The following is a 16,952-nucleotide window of genomic DNA, read 5'->3' as shown; positions in this document are numbered from 1 at the left end:
ATGAAACCATTAACGATTAAAGAAATACAAGAAACGAGCACAGAAATATTAGTATATATTGATAATATATGTCGTCAAAATAATATTGAATATTCTATTTACTACGGTAGTTTAATTGGTGTTGAAAGGCACCAAGGATACATCCCTTGGGATGATGACTTGGATATTGTCTTAACGAGACCTAATTATGATCGTCTAATTAATATATTATCTAAAGATAAAAATTATCTATTATTGAGCTTGGAAACAAGAAAGAACTATCGCTATACGTTTGCAAAATTAGTTGATACTAGAACATGTGTTAAATCGAAGCAATTTTATAATAGTGAGGACCCGGAATTAGGTGTGTTTGTCGATATTTTTCCGATTGATGGTTTTCCAACCACATCTTCTGAACGTTTAGATTTTGGTCGTCAATGCGAGTCATATAGAGAAAATATGTTAGCTACCTTAAATAATTCTTATGCCATTTCTAAATCTCGATGGAAAGCATACTTAAAACGAGTACTTCTATATCCAAGGTACCGAAAATTACTTAAACAGGGAGATTATGATTTTTGGAAACGTAAATTTATGGATAAAGTAACTACTTATCCGATTGAATCATCTATCGAATGTGGTTATATTGAATTTATCAACGAAGAATGGGGTGTTTTTCCAAAAGAATGGTTTGATCATTATGAAGATGTGTTATTTGCTGGCAATAAAGTTCGAGCAATCAAAGACAGAAAACTATTTTTATCATTACGTTATGGAAATTATATGGAATTACCACCTATGTCTGAACAAGTAACGCACCATCCGTATACTTTTTATTGGAAATAAAGTAAAAAAGGTAGGAAAAATAATGGATTATAATCGCATGATGATTATTACTTTAGATGAAAAATCAGTTCTGTTTTCAACTGATGCGCAAAAATTAGGTGTACATGTAGAAAAATATTTTTCTAAACGTCCTTTTATTGTTAAATTATTAAATCAATTAGATAAAAGAATAGACGCTACATTTGCAAGATTTTTTTATGGAGAGTGGAAAAATAATCTCTCTGAAATAGATTTTATTTTGTTGAATTCTCATTACTTTTCACGACCGGTAATTAAATATTTAAATCGTAAATATCCGCATATCAGGATTGCTATATGGTATAGTAATCCTGTTGAAAAAGATACACCGGTTTCTTATTACGCTGATTTAAACTGTGAGCTTTGGTCCTTTGATATAGGTGATTGTGAAAAATACCAAATGCATTTTAATAACCAATTTATAGACGAGACAAAGGTTGTTGCTAGTCAGGAAGATCCAAAGTATCAATCTGATGTTTGTTTTATTGGTGTAGATAAACAGCGTCTCTCTTATTTATTAGAGTTAGAAGCGTACTTTGTAGAGTGTAATTTGAATCCTTTTATCTATGTAGTAGATTCTTCGAAAAATTCTTATTCAAACTATGACTATAAGAAGCCTATCTCTTATAGTGAACTCATTAAGTATGAAGCAAATACATCGGCTATTCTAGATGTTGTACAGGAAAATCAACATGGAATATCATTAAGACCTTTAGAGGCATTATTTCTTAATAAAAAGTTAATTACGAATAATCGCACAGTTTTAAACATGGATTTCTATGAAAAAGAAAATATATTCTTACTAAATAAACAAAATATGTCTGAGATATTAACGTTTTTAAAGGTACCTATGAAACCAGTTGCTGAAACTGTTAAAGAGAAGTATTCATTCAAAGGTTGGTTAAATAATTTTTTTATTTAAAGTACGAAAAATGAAAATCTATGATGAATATTTTTTTGATTTAAACTTATAAAAGAATAAGAGGTACAATAAATGAATGAGAAAGCTAAATCAGTTGTAAAAAATCTATACTATACAGTCGCTGCTAATTTTGCTACCCTGGGGATATCCGTTTTATTAAACTTATTTGTTCCAAAATTGCTGGGGGTTAGAGAATATAGTTATTGGCAATTATATGTTTTCTATGCTTCCTATGTTGGTTTTTTTCACTTAGGCTGGATTGATGGTATCTACTTAAAAATTGGGGGAGAAGAATACGAAAATTTAGATAAAAGAAATCTCGGTTCTCAATTCTGGTATTTAGCGATTTTTGAATGTTGTATTTCTGCTTTTGTCATTCTTTGGGCTTACTTTTTCATGCCGAAAGAATATCAAGGGATTATTTTGATATTGACGGCCATTGTTTCAGTAATTACAATTGCAAAAACGTTTATTCTGTATGTTTTCCAGTCAACAAATCGTATTAAGGAATATGCTCAATTATCCAGAAATGATCGCTATTTATATGTCCTGTTCATTGCAATTTACTTTGCATTAGGAGGACGAGATTTTTATTGGCTAATCATTATGGATATACTTTCTAAACTGATTATTACGGTTTGGGGAATGTTTAGAGTTAAAGACATGTTGCGTGTGAACATGATGAGTTTGAAGGAAGTTACTCCTGAAATAGTTGATAATATTAACATAGGTAGTAAACTAATGCTCAGTAGTATAGCAAGTATGCTAATAATGGGAACCATTCGCTTTTTTGTTCAACAGCGTTGGACTATCGAAACCTTTGGTAAATTGTCCTTTACTTTAAGTTTATCAAATATGTTTTTAACTTTTATTAATGCTGTTGGAATTGTAATGTTTCCGTTGTTAAGACGGACAAATAAAGAGCGATTGCCGTCTTTATTTGTCACATTAAGAGGTGTTTTTGTTCCGTTGACGTATGCAATTCTGCTGTTATATGTACCCGTCAAATTTGTTTTAGGTATGTGGTTACCCGAATATAGCGAGAGTTTGAAATTTATGGGAATTCTATTTCCTATAGTTATTTATGAAGGTCGGATGTCTTTACTAATTAATACGTATTTAAAAACGTTGAGAAAAGAAAAAACAATTTTATTTGTTAACGTATTGACACTTGCCTTGTCGTTAATCCTATCGCTGTTTGTGATTTTCGTTGTTGGGAACTTGAATTTAACTGTTGGGTTGATATTAGTAAGTTTAGCATTTCGTTGTAATTTAGCAGAAATTTTTCTATGCAAAGATATGAACGTTAAAATAGGTAATAGCACGGTATTGGAAACGTTGGTTACATTATTGTTTATCTTTAGTAATCTTTGGTTTGGCGGTAGTATTTATAGTTTCATTTCTTATGGAATTGTGTATATTATCTATTTCTTATTCATTCATAAGAGCTTTGTAAATAACGCAAAGAATTTAAAATATTTAGTAAAAGGTTGAGAAAGTTATTTTCTCTCCTTTTTTATTGAAAAAAACAAACTGTAGTCTTTGACACCTAAAAATGGTAAAATTAATGTATTATTTTAATTGGAGTGGGAAACTTGAGGAACTTTTTAATCACAGGCGGTGCCGGCTTTATCGGCTCAACCTTAGCAAATTATTATAGTAAAGACAATCAAGTTGTGGTCATTGATGATTTATCAATGGGCCAAACTGAAAATTTAAACACATCTGAAAATATCACGTTCATTGAAGGTAGCGTGATTGATCAACAATTAATGGAAAAAGTACTACAAGAGTATCAGTTCGATTACATTTTTCACTTAGCAGCGATTGCTAGTGTAGCAGATTCAGTAGCACGTCCAGTGGAAACACACCAAGTGAATTTTGAGAGTGTGTTACAATTACTGGAATTAATTCGGAAATACCAGAAAGATTTAAAACGTTTGGTGTTTGCTTCTTCTGCAGCGGTTTATGGTGATGAGCCAACTTTACCAAAACAGGAAGAATCAGTAATTCGTCCATTAACGCCTTATGCAGTCGATAAATTTGCTTCTGAAAAATATGTTTTAAACTATTGTCATTTATATGATGTTCCGACAAGCGCTGTTCGCTTCTTTAACGTTTATGGGCCAAACCAAAACCCTAATTCGCCTTATTCTGGCGTTATTTCGATTGTGATGGACTCTTACAAACGCTTATTGGCCAATCAAGAAGTGACATTCAATATCTTTGGCGATGGAAAACAATCCCGTGATTTTGTCTTTGTTGAGGACGTGGTTCAAGCATTGAATCTTGTCGCTCATTCTGACCAATCACTTGGGGAAGTGTATAATGTCGGGACTGGAAAAGCAACCGATTTAAATGAGTTAATTTCTTCTTTAAATGATATTATGAAAGTCACTTTGCCAGTTGAATACAAAGAAGCGCGAGCTGGGGACATCAAAGATTCCTTAGCGGATATATCTAAATTACGTGCCATTGGTTATGAACCGAAATATAGTATTCAATCCGGTTTGGATAAATATGTTAAGTATGAACTAAAAGATTAAGAGAATAAAAGACGGATTTGAGACTAAATTGTTTATAAGACTTAGAGAGTGGGACATCATCAGTCGCTTTGATTGATGTCTTGCTCTTTCTTTTCTTTTTCCTATATTTGAACCCACCTCACTCCAATGGTACAATAAACAAGATTGGAGTGAGAGCATGACAGATATTATTGCACATCGAGGAAGTAAAGGCACCCATCCTGAAAATACGTGTATTGCTTTCAGAGAGGCTGTTCGTGTTGGTGCTGAAGGAATTGAATTAGACGTTCACTTATCTAAAGATGGTTATTTAATCGTTATGCATGATGAAACGGTGGATCGTACGACAGATGGTCATGGTGAAATCCAACAGTTAACATTAAACGAATTAAAACAACTAGATGCTGGAAGCTGGTTTCAGAAAAATCCTTCTGTTCAATGTGTTCCAACATTGGAAGATGTTTTAAATTGTCTTGTAGAAGAACAATTCAATGGTTTTTTGAATATTGAACTTAAAACGGACATTATCCATTATGAAGGAATTGAGAAAAAAGTCGTCCAACAAATGAAGCAAAAAAACTGGCCGTTTCGTTATTTATATTCTAGTTTTTATTTTCCGAGTTTAGTTAAATTAAAAAAAGCTGATCCTAAGACAGAAATTGCCTTTATTTATGAATCTGCAGAGGATTTAAGTCAAGCGGGACCGGCATTCGCGCTTGTCGATAGTTTACATCCAAAAATGTCTTGGGTGTTGGCTCATGAAAAAGAACTTATCGCAATTGGCAAACCGCTGCGGCCGTGGACTGTTAATCGGATGGAAGAAACGGAAAATTGTTTTCAGCTAAAATTGGCGGGTGTTCATACGGATTTTCCTGAAGAAGCAAAATTTGCTCGTCAAAATTGGCAAGAAGAAGGAGAAACATAATTGGAGAAAGTATTAGTTATTGTAGGACCCACTGCGGTGGGGAAAACAGCATTAAGTATTGCTTTAGCAAAAAAATTTAATGGTGAAATTATTAGCGGTGACTCCATGCAAGTTTATCGCTCGTTAGACATTGGCACCGCTAAAGTCACAGAAACAGAAAAAGAAGGAATTCCTCACTATTTAATTGATTGCCGTGAAGTCAGCGAAACATATTCTGCCGCTGATTTTCAGAAAGAGGGTCGTCAAAAAATCAAAGAAATTACTGAAAAAGGGAAACTACCAATTATCGTTGGAGGAACAGGTTTGTATATTCAATCACTCCTTTATGATTTTCAACTAGGAAGTCGTGAGATAGATGACTCGCCTGAAATTAGAGAAACGTACAATTTATTTGCGGAAGAAAAAGGGAATCAAGCCTTATGGCAGTTATTACAACAAAAGGATCCTCTAGCGGCTGACAGCATTCATTTTAATAATCGCAAAAAAGTCATTCGTGCGTTAGAGGTCTTTGATAAAACAGGTTATAGTATTTTGACCCCGAAGGAAAAACCAGCTCGTCTCTATGATTATTATTTGTTAGGTTTGAAAACAGATCGCGCTTTATTGTATGAGCGTATTAATCAGCGGGTGGATCAAATGATGACAGAAGGACTGTTGGAAGAAGCAAAACAGATGTTTCAGCAACCACATGCACAAGCAGCTCAAGGTATTGGCTATAAAGAATTTTTCCCGTATTTTTCCGGTGAACAATCATTAGAGATGGCGGTTGAAACAGTCAAACAGCAATCGCGGCGATATGCCAAACGTCAATTGACTTGGTTTAGAAATCGAATGGCTGCGCATTGGTGGGATTTGGTTCAGCAGCCAACAGATTTGCCCAAGTTGGAAAAAGAAGTAGCGGAATGGCTACAACAGAAGGAGAGTGAGTAGGCGATGACCACTCATGAAAAAGTGATTCTAGTAGGAGTTGAGACGGAAAAAAATTATCAGACATTTTCTGCATCAATGGAAGAACTGGCGAATTTAACGGAAACCGCTAATGGCGAAGTGGTGTTTGTTTTAACGCAAAAACGACCACAAGTCGATCGACAAACCGTAATCGGTAAGGGGAAATTGGAAGAATTAATTCAATTAACAGATGCCTATGAAGCGGATCTTGTGATTTTTAATCATGAGCTCACACCGCGTCAAAATCAACTGTTATCTGAAGCATTAGCTGTGCGAGTAATTGATCGTGTACAATTAATTTTGGATATCTTTGCTTTGCGTGCGCGCTCCAAAGAAGGAAAGTTACAAGTTGAATTAGCACAATTGGATTATTTATTGCCTCGCTTGGCTGGTCAAGGAAAACAGTTGTCCCGACTTGGAGGAGGTATTGGGACACGCGGGCCTGGTGAAACGAAATTAGAGTCGGACCGCCGACACATTCGGAATAAAATCTTAGGCATCCGTCGTGAGTTAAAAGAAGTCACTGCTCATCGTGAACGAAGCCGCCAGAAAAGACAAAATTCAGAACTATTTCAAATTGGCTTGATTGGTTATACCAATGCTGGCAAATCAACCATTCTCAACATGTTGACGACAGCAGGAACTTATTCAGAGGATCAATTGTTTGCAACGTTAGATCCTTTAACTAAAAAATGGCAATTGCCTCAAGGCATGGAAGTTACGCTGACCGATACGGTCGGCTTCATTCAAGATTTACCAACACAACTGATTGAAGCCTTTCAGTCGACATTGGAAGAAAGTCGGACGATGGATTTACTGCTCCATGTGGTGGATGCAAGTGCGCCAGATCGGTTACAACATGAACGCACAGTTCAAACATTGATTAAAGAATTAGCGTTGGAAAATATTCGGTGCTTGACGGTTTATAATAAAAGAGATCAAGTGGACAGCAAAGAATTTGTCCCAACCTTATTTCCCAATGTATTGATCTCAACTAAAATTCCTGAAGATAAAGAACGACTGGTTCAAGCTATCCGTGCCCAAATGATGGAATTACTCGAGCCTTATCAATTAGAAATTAGCCCAACTGACGGACAACTATTAAGTGAACTTCGCCGGATGACACTAATGATTTCAGAAGAATATGCTGAAAATGAAAATCGGTATATCGTGAAAGGTTTTGCGAAAAAAGAGTCTAAATGGTTGGCTGAATCCGAAAAAGAATAAAAAATGGTAAGTTGATTAGAAATGATTTGTAAAAACAAATCATTTCTATTTTTTTGGTTAGCAGGAGAAAATCAGCCATGAAAAGATGGGAAAGTCCATATTTATCAGGTTTTTTTTGTTTTATGTTAGAAAATCTAACATAAGTTCTTGACAATTTGTCATTCTATTGTTATTCTAAGAAATAACTAAGAGAGGAGGATGGAGATGAGAGAAAAAGAGTTACGCCGTTCCATGTCAGTTTTTCCAATTGGTACAGTTATGAAACTAACGGATTTGACCGCTCGACAAATTCGCTACTATGAAGAACAGGGATTGATTCATCCAGAACGTAGTGAGGGCAACCGACGCATGTATTCTTTAAATGATATTGATGTTTTGTTAGAAATTAAAGATTATTTATCTGATGGATTGAACATGGCAGGGATTAAGCGTGTGTATGAAATGAAATTAGAGGAACAAAAAAACACCGCCGAGGCGACTCGTCCGTTAACCGATGCAGATGTTCGTCAGATTTTATACGACGAAATCCTTTCGCAAGGAGGACTTACTCAGCAAAATCCGTTCCAATCGAATGTACCAAGGCTTTAACGTTTCAGCAGCCAATAAAAATGAAGGATGGGGATCAGACCGATGACAAGAAAAGCCAAAACGGCAGAAGAGATTAAACATATTGCAGAAGAAGAAAACGTACGTTTTTTACGACTAATGTTTACCGACATTATGGGAACAATTAAAAATGTTGAAGTTCCTGTGAGTCAGCTAGATAAAGTATTAGATAATAAAATGATGTTTGATGGGTCATCCATTGAAGGATTCGTTCGTATCGAAGAAAGTGACATGTATTTATACCCTGATCTATCTACATGGATGATTTTTCCGTGGGAAAGCGACCATGGAAAAGTTGCGCGCTTAATTTGTGATATTTACAATCCTGATGGTACCCCTTTTGCCGGAGATCCCCGCGGTAATTTAAAACGCGCCTTAGCAGATATGAAAGAATTAGGCTTTACTTCGTTTAACTTAGGACCAGAACCAGAATTTTTCCTATTTAAATTAGATGAGAATGGTGAAATTACCACTGATTTGAATGATAAAGGTGGCTATTTTGATTTTGCGCCAACCGATTTAGGTGAAAATTGTCGCCGTGATATTGTTTTAGAGTTAGAAAGTTTAGGCTTTGAAGTGGAAGCTTCGCATCATGAAGTAGCACCTGGTCAACATGAAATTGACTTTAAATATGCTGATGTAGTTGATGCTTGTGACAATATTCAAACGTTCAAATTAGTTGTGAAAACTATTGCGCGCAAACATGGCTTGCATGCAACATTTATGCCAAAACCTTTGTTTGGAATTAATGGTTCTGGTATGCACTGCAATATGTCATTATTTAATGAAGAAGGTAATGTTTTTTATGACGAGTCAGGAGAGATGGGCTTAAGCCAAACTGCGTATCATTTCTTAGGTGGTTTATTAAAACATGCCCGTGCCTATACTGCGGTATGTAACCCAACAGTGAACTCTTATAAACGCTTGGTACCAGGTTATGAAGCACCTGTTTATGTAGCTTGGAGCGGCAGAAATCGTTCACCACTCATTCGAGTTCCTGAGTCTCGTGGTTTATCGACTCGTTTAGAGTTACGTTCTGTCGATCCTTCAGCGAATCCGTATTTAACAATGGCAGTCTTATTACAAGCAGGTTTGGATGGTATTCGTAATGAACTTACGCCACCGCCAGCGGTTGATCGTAACATTTATGTGATGAATGAGGAAGAACGTCAACATGCACAAATTGAAGATTTGCCATCAACCTTACACAATGCCATCAAAGAATTACGTAAAGATCAAGTAATGATTGATGCATTAGGTCGTCACATTTTTGCCAATTTTGTAGAAGCAAAACGAATGGAATGGGCAGCCTTCCGTCAAACCGTTTCTGAATGGGAAAGAGAACAATATTTGGAGTTGTACTAAAAGCTGTTACTTTTAATAATCTTAATGTTTAGAAAGAGGGAGATAAGTCGAAACGCTTATCTCCCTCTTTCATTCTTTAGTTTGTGAACGAATGGATAATTTCTATTTCACAAAATAAAGTAATTTTAATTCAGTTAAATAGTTTGTTTATAGGGGATAAAGTGGTTTTTTCTCAATTTCTCTTTTATTTTTAAGCAAAAAAATTGACAAAATCTTTCATAATTTGTGAAATTCCGCTATAATAAACAAGAATATGCGTGCAACTATTCTATTTTTTAGATATAAAGGATGAGAAAAACATGCGGAAAATGAAAACAATGGATGGGAATGCTGCAGCAGCTTATATTTCCTACGCCTTTACAGAATTAGCAGCCATTTATCCAATAACACCAAGTTCAACAATGGCTGAACTTGTTGATCAGTGGTCGGCCGAAGGTAAGAAAAATATCTTTGGTCAACCTGTGAAAGTAGTCGAAATGCAATCGGAAGCTGGTGCTGCCGGCGTGGTCCATGGCTCTTTAAAAACAGGCGCGCTTACCACGACCTATACGGCTTCACAAGGGTTACTTTTAATGATTCCTAATATGTACAAAATAGCTGGAGAACTATTACCATCTGTTTTTCATGTGGCGAGCCGAGCTTTAACCACGAATGCTTTAAATATTTTTGGTGATCAAGGAGACGTAATGGCCGCACGCCAAACAGGCTTTGCTATGTTGTCAGAAAGCAGTGTACAAGAAGTGATGGATTTGGCACCAGTGGCTCACTTAGCTTCGATTGAAGCGAGTGTTCCATTTATGAACTTTTTTGATGGCTTTAGAACAAGTCATGAAATTCAAAAAGTGGCAGTTCTTGACTATGAAGAATTAGCACCCTTAGTAAATCAAGAGAAATTAGCCGAATTTCGTCGTCGGAGCATGAACCCGAATCACCCTTCCGTTAGTGGAATGAACCAAAATCCAGATATTCACTTTCAACAACGAGAAACAATAAATCCTTATTATGAAAAATTACCTGGTATTGTTCAAAAATATATGACAGAAATTAACCGGTTACGGGGAACCAATTATGATTTAGTGACGTATTATGGCGCAGAAGATGCAGAAGAAGTGATTGTTACAATGGGTTCAGTTGCGCAAACAATTGAACAGACGGTTGATTATTTACAAGAACAGGGAAGAAAAGTTGGCTTCCTTAATGTCCATCTTTATCGACCATTTCCAGTTGAAACATTTCTCGAAAAAGTACCTCAATCAGTTAAAGCAATTGCTGTCTTGGATCGGACGAAAGAGCCCGGTGCTGGTGGTGAACCGTTATTATTGGATGTCCAAAGTGCGATGTATGAAGCGGACATTCGCCCAACAATTATTGGTGGGCGCTATGGGTTAGGTTCTAAAGATGTACTGCCAAATCAAATTGTTGCGGTTTTTGATGAATTAATGAAAGAACGTTCTGCCATGAAGAAGCGCTTTACAATTGGGATTGATGATGATTTAACTTATACTTCATTAGAAGTTGGCAAACCACTTGATTTGACGAATCCGAAAACCTATCAAGCTAAATTTTGGGGCTTTGGTTCTGATGGGACAGTAGGGGCGAACAAGTCAGCGATTAAGATTATCGGTGATCATACAGACAAGTATGCGCAAGGCTTTTTCTATTATGATTCAAAAAAATCAGGCGGGTTGACCGTTTCTCATTTACGTTTTGGCGAGACGCCTATTCGTTCAACGTACCTCATTGAACATTCTGATTTTGTGGCCTGTCATACGGCCGCTTATTTGCATACCTATGATTTAGTACAAGGGTTAAAAAAAGGCGGGACTTTCCTCTTAAATACCATTTGGAATGATGAACAACTAGCACGATTTTTACCCAATCAATTAAAACGGTATCTAGCTGAAAATGAGATTCAGTTTTATACAATCAATGCAGTGAAATTAGCTAGTGAAGTCGGACTAGGCGGGCGAATTAATACCGCAATGGAAACAGCTTTCTTCAAATTAGCGCAAATTATGCCTTTTGAGCAAGTGTTACCAATTTTAAAAGAAGAAGCACTGAAAAGTTATGGTCATAAGTCTATGAAAGTTGTCGAAAAAAATATTCAAGCAATCGATAAGACCGTTGAATTGTTGCATCAGGTACCTGTTCCAGCAGAGTGGAGAACGCTTGAAGTTCAACCGCGAAAACGTTCAGAAAATGTTAGTGATTTTGTTCATGAAATTGTTGAACCGATTAATCGTCAAGAAGGCAATGCGTTATCTGTTGCGACACTAGCGAAAAATGGGATGACAGATGGGCGGATGCCTTTGGGAACTGCGGCAGTTGAAAAACGTGGAGTTGCATTAGAAGTACCTGAGTGGATTAGCAATCGATGTACTATGTGTAATGAGTGTGCCTTTGTATGTCCCCATGCGGCGATACGACCATTCTTAGCCGATGAAGAAGAAATGACTGAAGCGCCAGAAGGATTCATTGTGCGTGATCTACGTGGTGCCGACGGCTTGAAATATCGTATCCAAGTCTCAGTCAAAGATTGTACTGGCTGTGGACTTTGTGTTGAAGCCTGTCCAGCTAAAGGCAAAGCTTTAGTAATGAGACCTTATGAAGAAGAAAAAGAGCAGGCTATGAACTGGGCGTTTGCTATGACATTACGTCAAAAGGAAAACCCAGCAAAACCGAATACTGTTTTAGGTTCGCAATTTAATAAACCTTTATTAGAGTTTTCTGGTGCTTGTTCTGGTTGCGGCGAAACGCCTTATGTTAAATTATTGACGCAAATGTTTGGTGACCGAATGCTGATTGCTAATGCAACAGGTTGCTCATCGATTTGGGGTGCTGCAGCGGGTGTGACACCTTACACTACGAATGAACAAGGACAAGGTCCAGCTTGGTCAAATTCTCTTTTAGAGGATAATGCCGAGTTTGGTTATGGCATGTTGTTAGCAACGCAAGCGCGTCGCGAACGTTTAGCTAGTAAAATGACCAAAGCTTTTTCTGTAGCCAGTGATTCTTTACGTTTATTGATGGAAGATTGGATAGCACATCTGTCCGAAAGTGAAGGTACGCAACAACGTGCAGCTAAATTACGTGCAGCTTTGCTTGAAGAAAAAACGAATCAACCTTTATTGGAAGCAATTTATGACGATCAAGATCTTTTTGTTAAACCAAGTCAGTGGATGATTGGTGGAGACGGCTGGGCTTACGATATTGGCTACGGCGGTATTGACCACGTGTTAGCTAGTGGCGCTGATGTGAATATGTTAGTTCTAGATAATGAAGTCTATTCCAATACAGGTGGCCAAACTTCCAAAGCAACTCCGGCATCAGCGATTGCGAAATTTGCTGCCAGTGGGAAATATGCCTCTAAAAAAGATTTAGGGATGATGGCAATGACTTATGAAAATGTCTATGTCGCTCAAATTGCCTCAGGTGCAAACCAAATGCAGACGATTAAAGCTTTTGAAGAAGCAGAAAAATTCCCTGGACCATCGATTATTATTGCTTATACACCATGTATTACACATGGTTTAGCAGGTGGGATGAGTCAAACGTTGAAAGAAGCGAAAGACGCGGTTCATTCAGGTTACTGGTCTTTATATCGCTATAATCCATTATTGCGAGAAAAGGGCAAAGAACCAATGACATTGGATTTCAAAAAACCAGATTTTTCATTAATGAAAGAGTTTATGCGCCAACAAGTTCGCTTTGCATCCTTAGAATCTAGTCAACCAGATACAGCGGAATTGTTATTTAATAAAACAATTAATGATGCTAAGAGACGGTTCTATAATTATGCTCGTTTAGCTGGTCAAGAAGAAAAAATTCGAGCAAAACTTGAAAAACAAAGTGAACCAGAAATAACTGCGCCAGAGAACGAGAAGCCACGAGTGAAAAAGGAACGCGTAGTTGATCCGGAAGCGGAAGCAAGAAGGGCTGCCCGCCGCGCAGAACGAGCAGCCAAGAGAAAACAACGTGAGCAAGATTAAATAGAAATCAAAAAAACGTGTCTGAGCTTTTTGCTTGGACACGTTTTTTAGTTAGAAATGCGATTTTTTGATGAAAAATTTCAAGTTATTTGAAAAAGTTCCTAAATTTTTTTGATGTTTCCGCTTGCGTTCTGTGATGAAAGAAAATAATGTGGTATACTTGTTAGGAAATCTTGAGAGAGAAGTGAGGGGTATGATGTCGTTTCAATTGAATCAATTATTAGATTTGAATTATTGGCAGCAAGTCATCTCAACGGATTTCTTATCTAAGGATTTTGTTATCAATATCATAGATATCCTAGTCGTATGGTACCTCGTTTACAAATTAATCATGCTTGTTCGTGGAACAAAAGCAGTCCAACTATTAAAAGGTGTCGCTGTTTTTATCATTATCCGCATTCTAAGTGAGATAATTGGTCTACATACATTATCTTGGTTAATGAATCAAGTCATCATGTATGGTGTAATCGCCGCGGTTGTTATTTTTCAACCAGAAGTGCGAAGAGGGCTGGAACATCTAGGGAGAAGTTCGTTTTTCCGCCCGAATAAAGGTGCGCAACAAGAAGATGAGCGTATTATTCAGGCCTTTGACAAAGCCATTCAGTACATGTCAAAACGGAAAATTGGTGCTTTGATAACCATTGAACGCAATACCGGTTTAGATGAATACATTGAGACAGGTATTGATTTGGATGCCGATATTACTGGTGAATTACTGATTAATATTTTCATTCCAAATACACCACTACATGATGGTGCAGTGATTATCAAAAATGAAAAAATTGCTGTTGCTAGTGCGTATTTACCGCTATCAGAAAGCAATTTAATTCCAAAAGAATTTGGAACGCGCCATAGAGCCGCAGTCGGTATCAGTGAAGTCAGTGATGCCATTACGATTGTTGTTTCTGAAGAAACTGGTGACGTTAGTTTGACGTTGAACAATGAATTAATTCCTGGTCTAACGCAAGAAGAGTATTTAACAATTTTGCGTAAGGAGTTAATTTCGGAATCATCGGAAGATAAAAAAAGTGCTTTACAGCATTTTATCGATGATGTAACAAAGGGGGTTAAACGCAAATGAGAAAAGCCTCCCAAAAAAGCTGGTTTAATGGTTTGCTTTCATTGCTGTTTGCATTGTTGTTATTTTTTAATGCCAATGCAACAGGCAATAATCCCTCCAATTCAGGTTCAAGCCAAACGTATAGTGAAACACTGAATAATATTCCGGTCCAAGTCCAATACGATAAAGACAAATATTATGTCTCTGGATTTGAAGAGAGTGTAAATGTTCATTTACGTAGTGCGAACCGCATTCAATTAAACATGGAATCAAATGCTGACACACGAAATTTCCAAGTGGTCGCAGACTTAACCAAATTGCCATTAGGGACTTCGGAAGTGCCTTTGACAGTGCGGGGACTAAGTTCAGCTGTTACAGCTGAAATTGAACCAAAAACAGTGACTGTAACGATTGAAAAGAGAGTAACAAAAAAATTCGATGTAGAAGCACAACTTTCTGATAACATTGAAAAAGAAGGCTACAAAGTAAAAAATATTTCTGTAGATCCAAAAACTGTAGAAGTAACAACTGGAGAAGAAACAGCGAAAGCAATTGACAAAGTGATTGCACCAGTCTCAAGTGCCAAACAAACAATTGATACGATTAAACAAACGGTAAATGTCCAAGCGCTAGATGCCAAAGGTCAAGTCCTAAGTATCGAAAATCCAGCACCACAAGTCAAAGTAACAGTAGGCTTAACTGCGCCAACGAAAGATGTACCACTGAATGTTAGTATGACAGGTACGCCACCTGCTGGGATCGCTCATTACAATTATAGTTTATCAACGTACCAAGTTAGGGTCAGTGGCCCGCAATCAATTTTAGATACGCTAGAATCAATTGAGGTACCGGTAGATATTTCTGATATTCGCAAAGAAACAAAACAATCAGTGACTATTCCCGTTAATGGAGAATACGTAGTTACACCAGATGAGGTTGACGTTTCTTTGAGCCCCGTGTACAATCAACAACAGTCATCAAATACAAATGAAACTTCAGGGGAACCTGCAAGTTCAACAACGGTTGGCTCAGGTAGCCAAGCAGTACAACCAAGTACATCCAGTCAAGTAGAATCAAATACTTCTGAAACAACAAGTGAGGGATCAACAGTAGAAAGTACAACTGCTGGTTCAACTGAAAATACAGAGAATCAAGTGACTAAGGAGAATCAAAATGGGTAAATATTTTGGAACAGATGGTGTAAGAGGAATTGCAAATAAGGAGTTAACACCTGAATTAGCTTTTAAATTAGGACGTTACGGTGGTTATGTGTTGAGTCAACATGAAGATAGTTCAAGAAAACCTCGTGTTCTAGTAGGCCGCGATACACGTATTTCAGGTGAGATGTTGGAACAAGCATTGATTGCTGGATTATTATCAGTCGGAATTGAAGTTTTCCAATTAGGGGTGATTTCAACACCTGGTGTAGCATATCTTACTCGTTTACAAAAAGCATCCGCTGGCGTAATGATTTCAGCTTCACATAATCCTGCGGAAGACAATGGGATTAAGTTTTTTGGGGCAGATGGCTTCAAATTAGTAGACGATCAGGAAGCAGAAATTGAAGCATTGTTAGATGCAGAAGAAGACACCTTACCAAGACCTTCTGCAGAAGGCTTAGGCTCGTTAGATGAATTTCCAGAAGGCTTACTAAAATATTCGCAATTTTTAGTTCAAAGTATTCCTGGCGATTTAGCGGATATGACTGTTTGTTTAGATGCTGCCAACGGAGCAACCGCAACAGCAGTCAATCGTGTCTTCGCAGATTTAGAGACAGATTTCTATACAATGGGAACAAGTCCTAATGGCTTGAATATCAATGATGGTGTGGGTTCCACTCATCCTGAAGCTTTAGCAGAAATGGTTGTTGAAAAAGGCGCGGATGCTGGTTTGGCTTTCGATGGCGACGGTGATAGAATTATTGCAGTCGATGAATTAGGACGAATTATCGATGGTGATAAAATCATGTATATTTGTGCTAAATATTTAGCTGAGAAAAAACGTTTGAAAAAAGATACAATCGTTACAACAGTGATGAGTAATCTAGGTTTCCATAAAGCTGTAGAAGAAATTGGCTTAAAAGATGTGGTAACGCAAGTGGGTGATCGTTATGTTGTAGAAGAAATGCGTAAAAATGATTACAATTTTGGTGGCGAACAATCTGGTCACATGATCTTTTTAGATTACAACACAACAGGTGATGGTATGCTTTCAGGGATTCAATTGTTGAATGTTATGAAGCAAACGGGAAAAAAATTATCTGAATTAGCGGATGAAGTGACGATTTATCCACAAAAATTAGTCAATATTCGTGTCACAGATAAAAATGGTGCAATGGAAGTTCCAGCAATCAAAGCAGTTGTCGAACAAGCAGAAGCAGAAATGAATGGCGAAGGTCGTATTTTAGTTCGTCCTTCTGGAACAGAACCATTGTTACGTGTGATGGCTGAAGCGCCGACACAAGAAAAAGTTGATTATTACGTTGATAAAATTGCCGAAGTAGTACGTGCAGAAATCGGCGTTGAATAAGAACCAATTAGAA

Annotated in this window: 13 protein-coding genes; all 13 read left to right on the top strand. The window is 37.0% G+C overall.

The window, feature by feature from the left end; genetic code table 11:
* The 13 genes from IGJ04_RS03345 (at window position 1) to glmM (ending at window position 16,939) form a co-directional block, all read left to right on the top strand.
* Window positions 1–825: a LicD family protein gene (locus IGJ04_RS03345; RefSeq protein WP_010707340.1), complete on the top strand. Its 825-nt coding sequence runs from the start codon at window positions 1–3 to the stop codon at window positions 823–825.
* A gap of 22 nt (window positions 826–847) precedes the next feature.
* Window positions 848–1,765, top strand: coding sequence for a lipopolysaccharide biosynthesis protein (locus IGJ04_RS03340; RefSeq protein ID WP_438839900.1), 918 nt, complete (start codon window positions 848–850; stop codon window positions 1,763–1,765).
* Between the two features lie 72 nt (window positions 1,766–1,837).
* A complete protein-coding gene (locus tag IGJ04_RS03335; protein ID WP_002401292.1) occupies window positions 1,838–3,259 on the top strand; it encodes a lipopolysaccharide biosynthesis protein in 1,422 nt (473 codons plus the stop codon).
* A 92-nt stretch (window positions 3,260–3,351) separates the two neighbouring features.
* On the top strand, window positions 3,352–4,311 hold the full coding sequence (locus IGJ04_RS03330; RefSeq protein ID WP_029656611.1) for a GDP-mannose 4,6-dehydratase: 960 nt from the start codon (window positions 3,352–3,354) through the stop codon (window positions 4,309–4,311).
* Window positions 4,312–4,468: 157 nt separating this feature from the next.
* On the top strand, window positions 4,469–5,215 hold the full coding sequence (locus IGJ04_RS03325) for a glycerophosphodiester phosphodiesterase (protein ID WP_438839899.1): 747 nt from the start codon (window positions 4,469–4,471) through the stop codon (window positions 5,213–5,215).
* A complete protein-coding gene (miaA, locus tag IGJ04_RS03320; RefSeq protein ID WP_438839898.1) occupies window positions 5,216–6,145 on the top strand; it encodes a tRNA (adenosine(37)-N6)-dimethylallyltransferase MiaA in 930 nt (309 codons plus the stop codon).
* A gap of 3 nt (window positions 6,146–6,148) precedes the next feature.
* A complete protein-coding gene (hflX, locus tag IGJ04_RS03315; RefSeq protein ID WP_438839897.1) occupies window positions 6,149–7,390 on the top strand; it encodes a GTPase HflX in 1,242 nt (413 codons plus the stop codon).
* 204 nt (window positions 7,391–7,594) lie between these two features.
* A complete protein-coding gene (locus IGJ04_RS03310; protein WP_002388239.1) occupies window positions 7,595–7,978 on the top strand; it encodes a MerR family transcriptional regulator in 384 nt (127 codons plus the stop codon).
* 42 nt (window positions 7,979–8,020) lie between these two features.
* Window positions 8,021–9,361: a type I glutamate--ammonia ligase gene (gene glnA, locus IGJ04_RS03305; RefSeq protein ID WP_002356929.1), complete on the top strand. Its 1,341-nt coding sequence runs from the start codon at window positions 8,021–8,023 to the stop codon at window positions 9,359–9,361.
* 257 nt (window positions 9,362–9,618) lie between these two features.
* Complete coding sequence (gene nifJ, locus IGJ04_RS03300; RefSeq protein WP_438839896.1) at window positions 9,619–13,350, top strand: pyruvate:ferredoxin (flavodoxin) oxidoreductase; 3,732 nt, start codon at window positions 9,619–9,621, stop codon at window positions 13,348–13,350.
* Window positions 13,351–13,546: 196 nt separating this feature from the next.
* Window positions 13,547–14,431, top strand: a complete 885-nt coding sequence (gene cdaA, locus IGJ04_RS03295) for a diadenylate cyclase CdaA (RefSeq protein WP_002389035.1) — start codon at window positions 13,547–13,549, stop codon at window positions 14,429–14,431.
* The gene (locus IGJ04_RS03290; protein WP_002374494.1) at window positions 14,428–15,591 is read left to right on the top strand and encodes a CdaR family protein; all 1,164 of its coding nucleotides are present in this window, start codon (window positions 14,428–14,430) and stop codon (window positions 15,589–15,591) included. The genes cdaA and IGJ04_RS03290 overlap by 4 nt, the downstream gene beginning before the upstream one ends.
* Window positions 15,584–16,939 carry a phosphoglucosamine mutase gene (gene glmM, locus IGJ04_RS03285; RefSeq protein ID WP_002356936.1) on the top strand — a complete coding sequence of 452 codons (1,356 nt, stop codon included), beginning with the start codon at window positions 15,584–15,586 and terminating at the stop codon, window positions 16,937–16,939. The genes IGJ04_RS03290 and glmM overlap by 8 nt, the downstream gene beginning before the upstream one ends.
* Window positions 16,940–16,952 lie beyond the last annotated feature (13 nt).

Source organism: Enterococcus sp. AZ050 (assembly GCF_051715085.1).
Classification (GTDB): domain Bacteria; phylum Bacillota; class Bacilli; order Lactobacillales; family Enterococcaceae; genus Enterococcus; species Enterococcus faecalis.
The sequence above is the reverse complement of the archived record's forward strand: the minus strand, read 5'-3'. Positions and strand labels throughout refer to the sequence as shown.

Excerpts from the sequence above, each read along its gene's own strand:
- hflX (WP_438839897.1), top strand. The coding sequence starts at position 6,149 with ATGACCACTCATGAAAAAGTGATTCTAGTAGGAGTTGAGACGGAAAAA.
- cdaA (WP_002389035.1), top strand. The coding sequence starts at position 13,547 with ATGTCGTTTCAATTGAATCAATTATTAGATTTGAATTATTGGCAGCAA.
- glmM (WP_002356936.1), top strand. The coding sequence starts at position 15,584 with ATGGGTAAATATTTTGGAACAGATGGTGTAAGAGGAATTGCAAATAAG.
- IGJ04_RS03310 (WP_002388239.1), top strand. The coding sequence starts at position 7,595 with ATGAGAGAAAAAGAGTTACGCCGTTCCATGTCAGTTTTTCCAATTGGT.
- IGJ04_RS03340 (WP_438839900.1), top strand. The coding sequence starts at position 848 with ATGGATTATAATCGCATGATGATTATTACTTTAGATGAAAAATCAGTT.
- IGJ04_RS03345 (WP_010707340.1), top strand. The coding sequence starts at position 1 with ATGAAACCATTAACGATTAAAGAAATACAAGAAACGAGCACAGAAATA.
- IGJ04_RS03290 (WP_002374494.1), top strand. The coding sequence starts at position 14,428 with ATGAGAAAAGCCTCCCAAAAAAGCTGGTTTAATGGTTTGCTTTCATTG.
- glnA (WP_002356929.1), top strand. The coding sequence starts at position 8,021 with ATGACAAGAAAAGCCAAAACGGCAGAAGAGATTAAACATATTGCAGAA.
- IGJ04_RS03335 (WP_002401292.1), top strand. The coding sequence starts at position 1,838 with ATGAATGAGAAAGCTAAATCAGTTGTAAAAAATCTATACTATACAGTC.
- IGJ04_RS03325 (WP_438839899.1), top strand. The coding sequence starts at position 4,469 with ATGACAGATATTATTGCACATCGAGGAAGTAAAGGCACCCATCCTGAA.